Origin of the sequence: Sphaerisporangium rhizosphaerae (assembly GCF_042665155.1) — a bacterium.
Classification (GTDB): Bacteria; Actinomycetota; Actinomycetes; order Streptosporangiales; family Streptosporangiaceae; genus Sphaerisporangium; species Sphaerisporangium rhizosphaerae.
In genome coordinates this window covers 29,613-42,503 of sequence record NZ_JBHTCG010000020.1, presented here as the reverse complement: position 1 = coordinate 42,503, position 12,891 = coordinate 29,613, and the positions used below count along the sequence as shown (strand labels likewise).

The 12,891-nt window shown below is 72.4% G+C and carries 13 protein-coding genes; 6 read left to right on the top strand and 7 right to left on the bottom strand.

All coding sequences use genetic code 11. The annotated features are described in order from the left end of the window. Positions 1-2 precede the first annotated feature (2 nt). From sufB to ACFQSB_RS25700, 5 genes are all read right to left on the bottom strand, one after another. A complete protein-coding gene (gene sufB / locus ACFQSB_RS25720; protein ID WP_354844928.1) occupies positions 3-1,415 on the bottom strand; it encodes a Fe-S cluster assembly protein SufB in 1,413 nt (470 codons plus the stop codon). Continuing rightward, positions 1,412-2,191: a helix-turn-helix transcriptional regulator gene (locus ACFQSB_RS25715; protein ID WP_354926746.1), complete on the bottom strand. Its 780-nt coding sequence runs from the start codon at positions 2,189-2,191 to the stop codon at positions 1,412-1,414. The genes sufB and ACFQSB_RS25715 overlap by 4 nt, the downstream gene beginning before the upstream one ends. Before the next feature lie 93 nt (positions 2,192-2,284). Next, positions 2,285-3,463, bottom strand: a complete 1,179-nt coding sequence (locus ACFQSB_RS25710) for a multidrug effflux MFS transporter (RefSeq protein WP_380829527.1) — start codon at positions 3,461-3,463, stop codon at positions 2,285-2,287. A gap of 278 nt (positions 3,464-3,741) precedes the next feature. Continuing rightward, positions 3,742-6,228, bottom strand: a complete 2,487-nt coding sequence (locus ACFQSB_RS25705; RefSeq protein ID WP_380829526.1) for a SpoIIE family protein phosphatase — start codon at positions 6,226-6,228, stop codon at positions 3,742-3,744. 87 nt (positions 6,229-6,315) lie between these two features. Further along, entirely contained in the window at positions 6,316-7,353 is a 1,038-nt protein-coding gene (locus ACFQSB_RS25700) for a VOC family protein (RefSeq protein ID WP_380829525.1), read from the bottom strand. A gap of 242 nt (positions 7,354-7,595) precedes the next feature. Between ACFQSB_RS25700 and ACFQSB_RS25695 the strand changes: the two genes are divergently transcribed. The 3 genes from ACFQSB_RS25695 to ACFQSB_RS25685 are packed head-to-tail and all read left to right on the top strand — an operon-like array spanning position 7,596 to position 9,396. After that, positions 7,596-8,510 carry an ABC transporter ATP-binding protein gene (locus ACFQSB_RS25695; protein ID WP_380829524.1) on the top strand — a complete coding sequence of 305 codons (915 nt, stop codon included), beginning with the start codon at positions 7,596-7,598 and terminating at the stop codon, positions 8,508-8,510. Beyond that, positions 8,507-8,629 (top strand): hypothetical protein, encoded by a 123-nt coding sequence (locus ACFQSB_RS25690; protein WP_380829523.1) that lies wholly within the window; start codon positions 8,507-8,509, stop codon positions 8,627-8,629. The genes ACFQSB_RS25695 and ACFQSB_RS25690 overlap by 4 nt, the downstream gene beginning before the upstream one ends. 53 nt (positions 8,630-8,682) lie before the next feature. Continuing rightward, positions 8,683-9,396 carry an ABC transporter permease gene (locus ACFQSB_RS25685; protein WP_380829611.1) on the top strand — a complete coding sequence of 238 codons (714 nt, stop codon included), beginning with the start codon at positions 8,683-8,685 and terminating at the stop codon, positions 9,394-9,396. Positions 9,397-9,405: 9 nt separating this feature from the next. Here the strand turns inward: ACFQSB_RS25685 and ACFQSB_RS25680 are convergent, their stop codons facing one another. Next, a complete protein-coding gene (locus ACFQSB_RS25680; protein WP_380829522.1) occupies positions 9,406-9,777 on the bottom strand; it encodes an STAS domain-containing protein in 372 nt (123 codons plus the stop codon). Between the two features lie 361 nt (positions 9,778-10,138). Between ACFQSB_RS25680 and ACFQSB_RS25675 the strand changes: the two genes are divergently transcribed. Continuing rightward, the gene (locus ACFQSB_RS25675) at positions 10,139-11,050 is read left to right on the top strand and encodes an EamA family transporter (RefSeq protein ID WP_380829521.1); all 912 of its coding nucleotides are present in this window, start codon (positions 10,139-10,141) and stop codon (positions 11,048-11,050) included. Between the two features lie 78 nt (positions 11,051-11,128). Here the strand turns inward: ACFQSB_RS25675 and ACFQSB_RS25670 are convergent, their stop codons facing one another. Beyond that, positions 11,129-11,623, bottom strand: coding sequence for a beta-class carbonic anhydrase (locus tag ACFQSB_RS25670; RefSeq protein WP_380829520.1), 495 nt, complete (start codon positions 11,621-11,623; stop codon positions 11,129-11,131). 173 nt (positions 11,624-11,796) lie between these two features. Here ACFQSB_RS25670 and ACFQSB_RS25665 point away from each other — a divergent pair, with 173 nt between their 5' ends. Beyond that, entirely contained in the window at positions 11,797-12,228 is a 432-nt protein-coding gene (locus ACFQSB_RS25665) for a hypothetical protein (RefSeq protein WP_380829519.1), read from the top strand. Further along, positions 12,225-12,848, top strand: a complete 624-nt coding sequence (locus tag ACFQSB_RS25660; RefSeq protein WP_380829518.1) for a TetR/AcrR family transcriptional regulator C-terminal domain-containing protein — start codon at positions 12,225-12,227, stop codon at positions 12,846-12,848. The genes ACFQSB_RS25665 and ACFQSB_RS25660 overlap by 4 nt, the downstream gene beginning before the upstream one ends. Positions 12,849-12,891: the final 43 nt, after the last annotated feature.

The window sequence follows — 12,891 nt, the reverse complement described above, 5'->3', positions numbered from 1 at the left end:
GGTCAGCCCACCGCTCCTTCCATCTGCAGCTCGATGAGCCGGTTCAGCTCGAGCGCGTACTCCATGGGCAGCTCGCGGGCGATCGGCTCGACGAAGCCGCGCACGATCATCGCCATGGCCTCGTCCTCGTTCAGGCCGCGGCTCATGAGGTAGAACAGCTGGTCGTCCGACACCTTGGAGACGGTCGCCTCGTGCCCCATGGAGACGTCGTCCTCGCGGACGTCGACGTAGGGGTAGGTGTCGGAGCGGCTGATCTGGTCGATGAGCAGGGCGTCGCACTTGACCGTGGAGGCCGAGCCCGCCGCGCCCTCCTCGATCTGGACCAGGCCCCGGTAGGAGGTGCGGCCGCCGCCGCGCGCGACCGACTTGGAGACGATCGTCGAGGAGGTCTTGGGCGCCAGGTGCACCATCTTGGCGCCGGCGTCCTGGTGCTGGCCCTCGCCGGCGAAGGCGACGCTCAGCGTCTCGCCCTTGGCGTGCTCGCCCATGAGGTACACGGCGGGGTACTTCATCGTGACCTTGGAGCCGATGTTGCCGTCGATCCACTCCATGGTGGCGCCCTCGTAGGCGACGGCGCGCTTGGTCACCAGGTTGTAGACGTTGTTCGACCAGTTCTGGATGGTCGTGTAACGGCACCGGGCGTTCTTCTTCACGATGATCTCGACGACCGCGCTGTGCAGCGAGTCGGAGGAGTAGATCGGCGCCGTGCAGCCCTCGACGTAGTGGACGTAGGAGCCCTCGTCGACGATGATCAGCGTGCGCTCGAACTGGCCCATGTTCTCGGTGTTGATCCGGAAGTAGGCCTGCAGCGGGATCTCGACGTTCACGTTCGGCGGCACGTAGATGAACGAGCCGCCCGACCACACCGCGGTGTTCAGCGAGGCGAACTTGTTGTCGCCGACCGGGATGACCGACCCGAAGTACTCCTTGAAGATCTCGGGGTGCTCCTTGAGACCGGTGTCGGTGTCGAGGAAGATGACGCCCTTCTCCTCGAGGTCCTCACGGATCTTGTGGTAGACGACCTCGGACTCGTACTGCGCGGCGACGCCGGCGACCAGGCGCTGCTTCTCGGCCTCGGGGATGCCGAGCTTGTCGTAGGTGTTCTTGATGTCCGCCGGCAGCTCGTCCCAGGAGGCGGCCTGCTTCTCGGTGGAGCGGACGAAGTACTTGATGTTGTCGAAGTCGATGCCCGACAGGTCGGACCCCCACGTGGGCATGGGCTTCTTGCCGAACAGGCGAAGGCCCTTCAGCCGCAGGTCGAGCATCCACTCGGGCTCGTTCTTCAACGCGGAGATGTTTCGCACGACCTCTTCGGACAGGCCGCGGCGCGCGGTCGCGCCGGCCACGTCGGCGTCGGCCCAGCCGAACTTGTAATTCCCGAGGCCTTCAAGCTCCGGGCGGTCGGTGAGAGTCACCTTCCGGTCTCCTTGCTCTCGATCGCGTTCCGCGAAGTGCTTATGGTCACATCGCCGGAGTCGTCTGAGGTGTCCACGGTCGCGGTGCGCCGGGGGGTCACAGGTTGGTTCCGCTGTGCGGCCAGCGCCCTCGGGCTCACGTGGGTGGTGCACACCCCGTCGCCGTGGGCGATGGTCGCCAGGCGCTGGACGGGGGTGCCGAGAAGCTGCCCGAAGGCCTCGGTCTCGGCCTCGCACAACTGCGGGAACTCCGCCGCCACGTGCGCCACGGGGCAGTGGTGCTGGCACAACTGCTCGCCGCCCGACTTCGCCTGGCTGGCCGAGGCGGCATAGCCGTCTGCGGTCAGCGCCTCGGCGAGCACGCGCACCCGCTGGTCGGCGGGCACCTCGCTCATCGCCGGGGCCAGCCGCCGCACCAGGCCGCTCACCTGGGACCGGGCGAACTCCGCGACGGCCTCCTCGCCCGCGCGCTCGGCGAGGAAGCGCAGGGCGCCCCCGGCCAGGCCGTCGTAGGCGTGCACGAAGGCGCTGCGGCCCGCGTCGGTGATCACGAACAGCTTGGCGGGCCGTCCGCGCCCGCGCTGACCGCGGGGACGCACCGTGCGGGGCTCTATCATGCCTTCGGCGAGCAGCGCGTCGAGGTGCCTGCGCACCGCCGCCGGTGTCAGCCCGAGCCGCTCGCCCAGGGCGGCGGCGTTGATCGGGCCGTGCTCCAGGATGAGCCGTGCGACGCGCGCGCGCGTACCGCGCTCGGCGCCCTTCTCGGCGTTCGTCATCCCGGTCACGTTTTTCACAACATCAGTGTGCCGTAATTCCTTCCCGGCACACAACTCGACGTTCATGGGGTACGTCACGCAGGTAAGGCTTACCTAAGCTGGGGAAACGCCGGTCGCGGGCGTGCGGCGGCGCAGCCCGAGGAAGGTCATCAGGGCCGCCACGGTGAGCACCACCATGACCAGCGCCATCGGCAGCGCCGTCCCGGTGCCGCCAAGGCCCGCGAGCGGCGCGGACAGCCCGCCGAAGCCGAACTGCAGCAGGCCGAGCAGCGCGGAGGCGCTGCCGGCCACTTGGGGCGCCTGGCCGGCCAGCGCGAGCGCCCCCGACCCGGGCAGCGAGAGCCCGGCCCCGCACATCAGCGTGAACAGCGAGGCGACCACCACGGGCAGGCCGAGGCCGGCGAGCACGGCGCCGGCCAGACCGGCGGCGCCGATCACGCCCAGCAGCAGGCCGATCAGCACCAGCCGCGCCGGGGGGACCCGGCCCGCGGCCCGGCCGCCCACCTGGGCCATCAGGGTCAGGCCGAGCGCGTTGGTCGCGAAGATCACCGAGAAGCCGGTCGGGGACACCCCGTAGATCTCCTGGAGCACGAACGGCGACCCCGAGATGTAGGCGAACATGCCGGCGAAGCCGAGCCCGCCCGCCATCGCCGCCGCCATGAACGACCGGTCGCGCAGCAGCACTCCGAAGATCGCCAGAGTGTGCCGCAACCCGCCGCCGCCCCGCTCCCCGGCCGGCAGCGTCTCGCGCACCCCGGCCAGCACGGCCAGCAGCAGGACCAGCCCGGCGGCGCCGAGGGCGACGAACACCCCGCGCCAGGAGGTGACCCGCAGCAACTGGGCCCCGGCGATCGGGGCCAGGATGGGCGCCAGCCCGCTCACCAGCATCAGCGTCGCGAAGATGCGCGCGATCGCCGGTCCGTCGTAGAGGTCGCGCACGATCGCCCGGACGATCACCAGCGCCGCGCCGCCGGCCAGGCCCTGCACCAGGCGCAGCCCGACCAGCGCCCAGACCGTGGGGGCGAACGCGCACAGCAGCGAGGCGAGCGCGTAGGCGCCGACCCCGAAGATCAGCGGGCCGCGCCGTCCCCGCACGTCGCTCAGCGGCCCGGCGACGAGCTGGCCCACCGAGACCCCGACCAGGCAGGCGGTCAGCGTGAGCTGGATCTGGGCGGCCCCGGTCATCATCTCCCCGCTGATGGCCGGCAGCGCGGGCAGGTACATGTCGATGGACAGCGGCCCGATCGCCGACAGCGCGCCCAGGATGAGCACGAGCACTCCCCGCCGGCGCCTCTGGCCGGCGGAGCGATCCGCCGGGGCGTCTTGCTGCACAGCGGTCGCGCGCATGCGATCCCTTTCGTGAGCTGAGGTATCAAACAGCCCACAAGGGGGCGAGGAACCCCCAACCCCTACAAAGCCCGCCTAATTCCCGGTTCGCCATAACTTTCCGGTCCCCGTCTTCGCGGACGCCCTCGAAACGGACGCCCTCGAACCGGCCATGGACCGTCCGCGGGAGCGGGCGCAAAATCTCGCCGCCGGTGACGCCACGCTCACACGACTTCCGGGAACGCCTCGCGTGCCCCGTCGCTCGGCACGGAGGCCGGCAGAACCTGTTCGCACCAGATCGTCTTGCCCGAGGTGGTCTGCCTCGTCCCCCAGCCCTGGGTCAGCTGTGCGACCAGCAGCAGCCCGCGGCCACCCTCATCGAAGACGCGGGCTCGGCGCAAGTGGGGCGCGGTGCTGCTGCCGTCCGAGACCTCGCAGATCAGCGTGTTGCCGCGGATCAGCCGCAGCTGGATCGGGGGAGCCGCGTGGCGGATGGCGTTGGTGACCAGTTCGCTGACCACGAGTTCGGTGATGAACTTCATCTCGTCCAGGCCCCAGGCGTGGAGCTGGTCCATGGCCAGCCGGCGGGCGTGCGAGACCCGGGCCGGGTCGGCAGGGACGTCCCACGTGGCGAACCGGTCCGGAGAGAGGGCTCCGGTGCGGGCGAGGAGAAGGGCCGCGTCATCGGCCGCGCGACGACCGTCGAGCAGCGCACCGGTCACGAGGTCGCAGGCGTCTTCGAGCGACGCCGCCGGCATCGCCAGGGCACGGCGCAACTCGGCGAGCCCCTGCTCGATGTCGCGGTCGCGGACTTCGACCAGGCCGTCGGTGAACAGGGCGATCACGCTGCCGGGGGCCAGGAACAGCTCGGTGGTCTCGAAGGGCAGGCCGCCGATGCCGAGGGGAGGGCCGACGGGCCCGTTCACGACCTCCGTGGTGCCGTCGGGCATGATCAGGACGGGCAGGAAGTGACCGGCGGTGGCCATGGTGCAGCACCGCGAGACCGGATCGTAGACGGCGTACACGCACGTGGCTCCCAGCTCCCCGAAGACCGCCGCCTCGCCTTCGGACGCGCCGGGTTGCTGCTCGTTGAGCAGGTGGATGACCAGGTCGTCCAGATGGGTGAGAAGCTCGTCGGGCGGCAGGTCGACGTCGGCCAGCGTGCGCACGGCGGTGCGCAGCCGCCCCATGGTGGCGGAGGCGTGGATGCCGTGGCCGACGACGTCCCCGATGACCAGGGCGACCCGGCAACCGGACAGGGGGATCACGTCGAACCAGTCGCCCCCCACACCCGCCTGCACACCCGCGGGCAGGTAACGGTAGGCGATCTCCACCGCCGGCCGGTCGCACAGCCGCTGGGGCAGCAGGCTGCGCTGCAGGGTCAGCGCCGTGTCGCGCTCCTGGGTGTAGCGGCGGGCGTTGTCGATGGCGACGCCGGCCTTGGCGACCAGCTCCGCCGCGTAGGACAGATCCTCATCGTCGAATGCCTCGTGCGGATGCGAGCGCCAGAAGCTGACCACGCCCATCCGCATTCCATGAGCGGACAGCGGGGTCGTGATCAGCGAATGGCAGCCGCGATCGAGGATCCGCGCGGCCTCCTCGCCGTCCTGGGACCGCCATGCGGTGCCACCCCGCAGGTCGGGCTCGACCATGGTGATCCCGTGGCGAAGACTGTCCGCCTGGGGGGTGGACGGCCGCCAGGTGATCAGGCTGCCCGCCGGCTGGAAGGGGAGGACCTCCCCGCTGCCTCCCCTGGCCACCCGGCACAGTTGCTCCCACTCGGCCGGAGGGTGCTCCTCACCTCGCTGCACGGACACCGCCAGGTCGATGGTGACGAAGTCGGCGAACTCGGGGACCACCACCTGCACCAGTTCTTCCGCCGTCCGGCCCACGTCGAGCGTGGTGCCCACCGCCGTGCCGGCCTCGTACAGCAGCTTGAGGCGCATGTGCGCCTCGTCCGCCAGCCTGCGGCTCTCCTCCAGCGAACTCCCCATGCCGTTGAACGCGGCTTCGAGCTCCCCGATCTCGCCGGTGCCGGTTTCGGGCATGCGCGCCGAGAGGTCACCGCCGGCGAGCCTGGTGGCGACGGCGGCCGCCCGGCGCACCGGCCGGACGATCGCCCGTGTCAGATACCCGTTGTAACCGGCGATGAGGAGGACCGATGCCACCAGTCCGCCGGCCGCCGCCGCGGTCGCCCAGCGAACCTTGGCCTCGGCGGCCTGCTCCTGCGCCGCCAATATGGACCGCGCCTCGCGGTCGAACCGGTCGAACTGAGCCCTGAAGTGGTCGACGCGTCGTTTCCCTTCCACCGTCGTCGCCACGCTCCAGGCGGATGGATCGCCCCGCTTCGCCGCCTCGACCAGCGGGACCGAATAGTCGCGGAGGAAGGAATCGCCGTCACCGGCGATCTCGACGGCCTGGCGCCGCAGCTCGGTCGTGCGGGCGAGAGCGATCACCTTCCGCGCCTCCCCCGGGAAGGCCTCCCTGGCGGCCTCCCACGGCTGGAGGAAACGCTGCTGCCGGGTGATGAGGTAGCCGCGCGCCCCCGTCTCTAGGTCGAGGACGAGCTTCTGGAGGCCGTTCATCTCGACGAGCGTGACGCGGGTGTGCTCTCGCGCGTCCGTCGCGCGGAGCAGGTCGGTGATCGCCCAGAACGGCGCCCCGAAGACAAGCCCGACCAGCATCGCGAGCACGCTGCTCGCGATGAGCATGAGGGGTGTCAGCCCTCTTCCGACACTCCGTCCTGATCGGGTTGCGTTCATGGTGGACCCTGCCGGTAGCCCCGCTACCAGGCGATTCTACCCTCGGGGCGCAATCTGCCCGTTAAGAGGAGGTCCGCTCTCCCCGGACGAGGGGAGCGCCGGGCGGGCTCCGCCGGGAGGGCTCGGAGCCATGACGGCGAAGACGGCGCCGCACGGATCGGCGAGCACGGCGTGCCGTCCGGCGGGCAGGTCCCGCGGCGGGCTCACGACCGCGCCGCCGCACCGTTCAGCAAGGACGGCGGTGGCCTCGCAGCCGGCCACGGCGAAGACCGCCAGCCAGTGCGGCGCGTCCGGCGAGCACGGCGCCCCGCGGTCCGGCACGGACGGCGCCCCGCGGTCCGGCACGGACGGCGCCCCGCGGTCCGGCACGGGCGGCGTACCTGCCTCCGGCACGGACCGCGTACCTGCCTCCGGCACGGACGGCGCACCTCCCGGAGACGGCGCCACCCGCTCCCCCAGGGACGGCGTCCCGCGGCCGGGCGGGGAGGGCACTCCGTTCATGGCCCGCAGGCCGGCCACGGGCCTGCCGTCCAGCAGCCACTCGGCGCGGTCGCCGCCCCCGGGGCCCGTCAGGCTCCGGGCGCTCCAGCCGAAGACCTCGCCGTAGAAGGCCCTCGCCCCCTCGGGGTCGCGGCAGACCAGCTCGCTCCAGCAGAGCGCGACCGGCTCGTCCACGAGCTGCGCGCCTTGGTGCCGCACCGGCTCCCAGACCAGGAACGAGGCGCCTTCAGGGTCCTGGAAGACCGCCATGGTGCCCTCGTCGAAGACCTGGACCGGCCCGACGGCGACCCGTCCCCCCGCCTCCTTGACCCGCTCGGTGGCCGACTCGGCGTCCCCGGTGGCGAAGTAGGTGTTCCAGGCCGAGGGACGGTCAGGGGAGAACGTCGGGCCGATGCCCGCCACCAGCCTGCCCCCCTGGGAGAAACGGCCGTACACCCCCGCTTCCCCGCAGGTGTCGAACGCGGCCCGCCAGCCGAACAGCGCCTCGTAGAAGGCGACCGACGCGGTGAGGTCGGTGCTGGCGAGGTCCACCCAGCAGGGCACGCCGGGCTTGTAACCGGTACGCGTGGGCATGCCGGACCTCCTTGACGGCGGATGTTCACGCCCGAGCCGCCACCCGCGTCCGCGCGGGCGCGGCAGGGGACGAGCGTCAGCCTCACACGGCGACACGGCCGACATGTCCCGCGACCGCCCGCCTTGATGGGAAGTGCTGCGAAGCTTTACCGTCACGCGGCACGCGAAGCTTTACCGTCGCGCGGCACCGGACGCCCCGGTCGCCGCCGGGACCGCGGCGCGCGGTCCCTAGACTCGTCCTCATGAACGCCCCAGCCGTCGCGCTCACCGACCTGGTCAAGCGATACGGCCGCACGCTCGCGATCAACGGTCTGAGCCTCGTCGCCGAACGCGGCGCGGTCACCGCGATCCTCGGCCCCAACGGCGCGGGCAAGACCTCCACCGTGGAGATCTGCGAGGGGTTCCGGCGCGCCGACGGCGGCACCGTGCGCGTGCTCGGCCTGGATCCCGCGCGCGACGGGGCCGCGCTCAAACCCCGGGTCGGGGTGATGCCGCAGTCCGGCGGCGTGCCCCCGGCCGCCCGCGCCGGGGAGTGGCTGCGGCTGGTGGCCCGCTTCCACGCCGCCCCTCTCGACTCCGGCGCCCTGCTCGACCGGCTCGGCCTGACCGAGCACGCCCGCACCCCCTACCGCCGCCTGTCCGGCGGCCAGCAGCAGCGCCTGTCGCTGGCGGCCGCGATCATCGGCCGGCCCGAGCTGGTCTTCCTCGACGAGCCGACCGCCGGGCTCGACCCGCAGGCGCGGCACGCCTGCTGGGACGTCATCGCCGAGCTGCGCGCCCGCGGGGTCTCCACGGTGCTGACCACCCACCACATGGACGAGGCCGAGAAGCTCGCCGACAAGGTCGTCATCATCGACCGCGGCAGGGTCGTGGCCGAGGGCAGCCCCCGGTCGCTCACCGGGGCCGAGCGCCAGCTGCGCTTCCGGGCGCGCCCCGGGCTCGACCTGGACGAACTGCTGAACGCGCTGCCCACGGGGAGCACGGCCAAGGAGTCCCCGAGCGGCCACTACGTCATCGAGGGCCACGTGGGTCCCGAACTGCTGGGCACGGTGACCGCCTGGTGCGCCTCCGAGGGCGTCACCACCGACGACCTGAGCGTCGAGCGCCGCACCCTGGAGGACGTCTTCCTCGAACTCACCGGACGGGAACTGCGATGACCCCTCCGCGCTCGCGCGCCCTCGCCCTGGCCGCCACCGCTCGCGTCCCGGCCCCCGCGGGCATCGCGGTGCCGGGCGCCCACTCCCTGACCCCGATGCTCCTGAGGAGATCCCGGTGACCGCGCCCGTGCTCGACTTCACGCCGGCTCCGGGAGCGGCGCCGCTGCGCCGCATGGTGCTCGCGCAGGCCGGCGCGGAGATCCGGGCCGTGCTGCGCAACGGCGAGCAGCTCCTGCTCACGCTGATCATCCCGATCCTGGTGCTGGTGGGCTTCTCCGCGATCCCGTTGCTGGAGGTGCCCGGCAGGCGGGTCGACTTCGTCACCCCCGGCGTGCTCGCGCTCGCGATCATGTCCACGGCCTTCACCGGGCAGGCGATCGGCACCGGCTTCGAACGGCGGTACGGGGTGCTCAAGCGCCTGGGCGCCACTCCCCTGTCCCGGCCCGGCCTGCTGCTGGCCAAGACCCTCGCGGTGATCACCGTGGAGGCGCTGCAGGTCGTGGTCGTTGCGGCCGTCGCCCTGGCCATGGGCTGGCATCCCCGGGGCAACCCGCTGTGGGCCGCGCTGCTGCTCCTGCTCGGCACGGCCGCATTCAGCGGGCTGGCCCTGCTGATGGCGGGCACTTTGCGCGCCGAGGCCACACTGGCGGCCGCCAACCTCGTCTACCTGGTGCTGCTCGGCCTCGGCGGCGTGGTGGTGCCGGTGTCGGCCTTCCCGCACCCGCTGCGCGCCGTCGTGGAGCTGCTGCCGATCACGGCGCTGACCGAGGGGGTGCGCGCGGTGCTGTCCGGGGCGAGCGGCTTCCCTGCGCGCGACGTGCTCGTCCTGCTGGTGTGGGCCGTCGTCTCCCTGGCCCTGGCGTCCCGTTTGTTCCGCTGGGAGTGAGGCGCCGGACTACGCCGACCGGGTTCTGATGGGCACCCGGTGCGGTGCCCGGCAGGCAGTGGCGGCCGGGATGTGGATGGTGAAGGCGTCGGTGAGCCGGGTGACGTCCAGGACGCGCAGCAGGACGCCATGAACGCCTGTGAGCGCCATGGTGCCCTGGGCCTGCGCCAGGGCGCGCTGGGCCCGCAGCAACGCCCACAGTCCCGAGGAGTCGCAGAAGGCCAGTTCGGAAGTGTCCACGGTGAGGTGCCGATGACCGTCGTACAGTGCCGCCTCGACGGCGTCGTCCAGGTGGACGGCCGAGGTCATGTCGAGGTCACCGATCAGGGCGAGAGTGGTGCGGTCTTGTTCGTGCGCCATCTGAATCGACAGGGCTGTCACGATCGGATTCCGATCCCACGGTGCGAGAGAAATCGCCTATGCGCTCAAACCGGGCGCGAGCAAGTCACCGCTTCTCTCACCCTACGCGCCTCGCCGACCTTGTCATAGAAGTCAGGGCGCCCGCGCGTGGGCCGTGTCGGCCGGCGCGCGTTGCCCGCGGAACGCCGCGGTGGCGGCACGTCGGTCATCGGCGACGCCGGTCCGTCGACGACACCGGCGCCGACGGCCCGTGCGGCCCCGTGGCCGATCTGAGGAGTCCGGCGGCCTATGCTCTAACGCGCCGGAGTGCCGCCGGTGAGCGGCCGGCCGCCCCGCCTCCCCGACCGCACGCCCCGTGCGAGGAATCCGAGGACCGACGCCCATGACCGTGCACTCCCTGTCCTCCTCCGCCGGCCCCTTCCCCCGGGGCCGGGCGCGGCCGGGCGCCATGGCGCGCGCCGCGATCGGCGCCGTGCCCCCGTCCGGACTGGTGATCCTGGCGATCCTGTCGGTGCAGATCGGCGCCGGCCTGGCGAAGAACCTGTTCGCCGCGCTGCCGCCCAGCGCGGTGGTGTTCCTGCGCATCGCGGCGGGCGCGGCCATTCTCACCGTGGTCGCCCGGCCCCGCCTGCGCGGGCTGAGCCGGCGCGACCTGGCCGCTGGGGCGGCCTTCGGCGTGACGCTGGGCGTGATGAACCTCTCGTTCTACGAGGCCCTGGCCCGGTTGCCGATGGGCATCTGCGTGACCATCGAGTTCCTCGGACCGCTCGGAGTCGCGGTCGCCGCCTCACACCGGCGCAAGGACCTGCTGTGGGTGGCGCTGGCCGCCACCGGCATCCTGCTGCTCGCGCCGTGGGGCCAGACGAGCGGGCTGAACTGGGCCGGCATCGCGTTCGCCGCCGTGGCGGGCGGGTGCTGGGCCGCCTACATCCTGCTCTCGGCCGCCGTGGGCGGCCGGTTCCCGGGGACCTCGGGGCTGTCGTTCGCCATGCTGGTCGCGGTGGTCGTGATCGCGCCGATCGGGGTGACCAGCGGCGGCACGGCGCTGCTCACCCCCGAGCTCCTGCTGCTCGGAGCGGGCGTCGGCCTGCTGTCGTCGGTCATCCCCTACAGCGTGGAGCTGGAGGCGCTGCGGCGGATGCCCAAGCGGGTCTTCGGCATCCTGATGAGCCTGGAACCCGCCATGGCCGCCCTGGTCGGGCTCGTGGTGCTCGGCGAGGTCCTCCATGTGCGCGAATGGGCGGCCATCATCTGCGTCGTCATCGCCTCCGCCGGGGCGACCCGCAGCACGTGACCGCCCGCACCGCCTGACCGCCGCCCACCCGCCGCGCGCCCGCGTCCCCCGACGCCGGCGGCCTCGCCCGGCCGCCCGTCAGGCCTTCACCTCGCGGAGCCGGCCGGTCTCCACCTCGTAGACGAAGCCGCGGACCGAGTCCTTGACGGGGATGAACGGGTCGGCGTGGACGCGGGCGATGGACTGGCGGACGTCCTCGTCCAGGTCGGCGAACGCCTCGGCGGCCCACTCGGGCTTGAGGCCGGTCTCGCCGGCGATGGCTTCCTTGAAGGCGTCGTCGGTGAAGGTCAGCATGCCGCAGTCGGTGTGGTGGATGAGGATGATCTCGCGGGTGCCGAGCAGGCGCTGGCTGATGGCGAGGCTGCGGCGCCCGTCGGCGGTGACCACTCCGCCGGCGTTGCGGATGACGTGCGCGTCGCCCTCGGCGAGCCCGAGCAGCCCGTACACATTGAGGCGGGCGTCCATGCAGGCCAGGACGGCGACCTGCCGGGCGGGCGGCAGCGGCAGGTGCCCCTTGCCGAAGTCCGCCGCGTAGCGCTCGGCGTTGGCGAGCAGTTCGTCGGTGACGCTCATGGAGCCTCCACGGTCGTTCGGGAGCGGCCGGTCTCCGTCCCGTCCCAGCTTTCCCTGTATTACCTACTCAGTCAACATCCTTTAACGTTCGGTCACCGGACCCGGCCGGACTCTTGCGTCCTAGTTTGTGTACGACGTAAGCTTACCTTGTACACAAACTACATGGAGGCGCCATGACCACGCTCGCGATCCTCGTCCCGCTCGTCTGGCTGGCCTGGCTGGCCGTGACCGAGTGGGTGCCCATGTTCCCGCTCAACGACCTGGCCCCCGGCAACGTCGGCCGTCGGCTGGCCGCGGCGGCGATCAACTACCCCTTCCCCCTGCTGATCGCCGCGGGGGTCGCCCTGCACCAGACCTGGTCGCTCGCCACGGCCACCCTGCTGTGCTGCCTGGTCGCGGGCGGCCACCTGTGGAACTGGTGGGTGCCCTACTTCCGCCCCGCCTCCGCCGCCCAGCGGGAGACCTACCTGCGCGACTACGCCCGCACGCTGAAGATCCTGCCCACCGCCGGCCACGACGTCGTGATCGACGTCCAGCACATGGTGGTGGGCGCGCTTTCCCTGCTGATGCTCGCGACCACCCTCGCCGCTACCCTGACCGCATGAACCCACCAGCGGGGAGCCGGCCCCGCGCGGCCGGGCGCGGCGGCCGGCCCGCCGTGCTCAGCCGCGAGCGCATCGTGGCCGCGGCGGTGGAGATCCTCGACGCCGAGGGGCTGGAGGCGCTGACCATGCGCCGCCTGGGCACCCGTCTCGATGTGGCGGCCATGTCCCTGTACCGGCACCTGCCCAACCGCGACGCCCTGCTCACCGCGCTGGTCGGCCACCTGTTCGCCGAGGCGGTCGCCGAGCCCGTCCCGGCCGTCCCGTGGACCGAGGCCCTGCGTCTGTTCGCCCTCGCCTACCGGCGGACGCTGCTCGCCCACCCCGACGCCGTGCCCCTGCTGGCCACCCATCCCGTCGACGTCGACACCGGTCTCACCCTGCTGGCCGGCCTGCTGGAGCGCTTCGCCGCCTCGGGCGTCGCCCGGCAGGACGCCCTGACCGCCGTGCAGTCGGTGGGCGTCTACGTCCTCGGCCACGCCCTGGCCCAGGTCGGCCGCCCACTGGGGACGCGGCCGGCCGCCCCGGTCGCCGACCCCGCCGTGGCGGCGTTCTACGACGAGTGGTTCGAGGCCGGCCTGCTCGCCATGGTCACCGGCTTCGAGCGGCGCCTCACCGCGTAGACGGGCGGACGGGCGGGACGGGCCGCGGTTCCGGCGTACCGGC

What these genes read in the sequence shown, in the direction of transcription:
- ACFQSB_RS25705 (WP_380829526.1), bottom strand. Translation starts at nt 6,228, where the DNA reads ATGCTCATCGCGAGCAGCGTGCTCGCGATGCTGGTCGGGCTTGTCTTC.
- ACFQSB_RS25675 (WP_380829521.1), top strand. Translation starts at nt 10,139, where the DNA reads ATGACCGTGCACTCCCTGTCCTCCTCCGCCGGCCCCTTCCCCCGGGGC.
- ACFQSB_RS25660 (WP_380829518.1), top strand. Translation starts at nt 12,225, where the DNA reads ATGAACCCACCAGCGGGGAGCCGGCCCCGCGCGGCCGGGCGCGGCGGC.
- ACFQSB_RS25665 (WP_380829519.1), top strand. Translation starts at nt 11,797, where the DNA reads ATGACCACGCTCGCGATCCTCGTCCCGCTCGTCTGGCTGGCCTGGCTG.
- ACFQSB_RS25695 (WP_380829524.1), top strand. Translation starts at nt 7,596, where the DNA reads ATGAACGCCCCAGCCGTCGCGCTCACCGACCTGGTCAAGCGATACGGC.
- ACFQSB_RS25685 (WP_380829611.1), top strand. Translation starts at nt 8,683, where the DNA reads ATGGTGCTCGCGCAGGCCGGCGCGGAGATCCGGGCCGTGCTGCGCAAC.
- ACFQSB_RS25670 (WP_380829520.1), bottom strand. Translation starts at nt 11,623, where the DNA reads ATGAGCGTCACCGACGAACTGCTCGCCAACGCCGAGCGCTACGCGGCG.
- ACFQSB_RS25690 (WP_380829523.1), top strand. Translation starts at nt 8,507, where the DNA reads ATGACCCCTCCGCGCTCGCGCGCCCTCGCCCTGGCCGCCACCGCTCGC.
- ACFQSB_RS25700 (WP_380829525.1), bottom strand. Translation starts at nt 7,353, where the DNA reads ATGCCCACGCGTACCGGTTACAAGCCCGGCGTGCCCTGCTGGGTGGAC.
- ACFQSB_RS25715 (WP_354926746.1), bottom strand. Translation starts at nt 2,191, where the DNA reads ATGACGAACGCCGAGAAGGGCGCCGAGCGCGGTACGCGCGCGCGCGTC.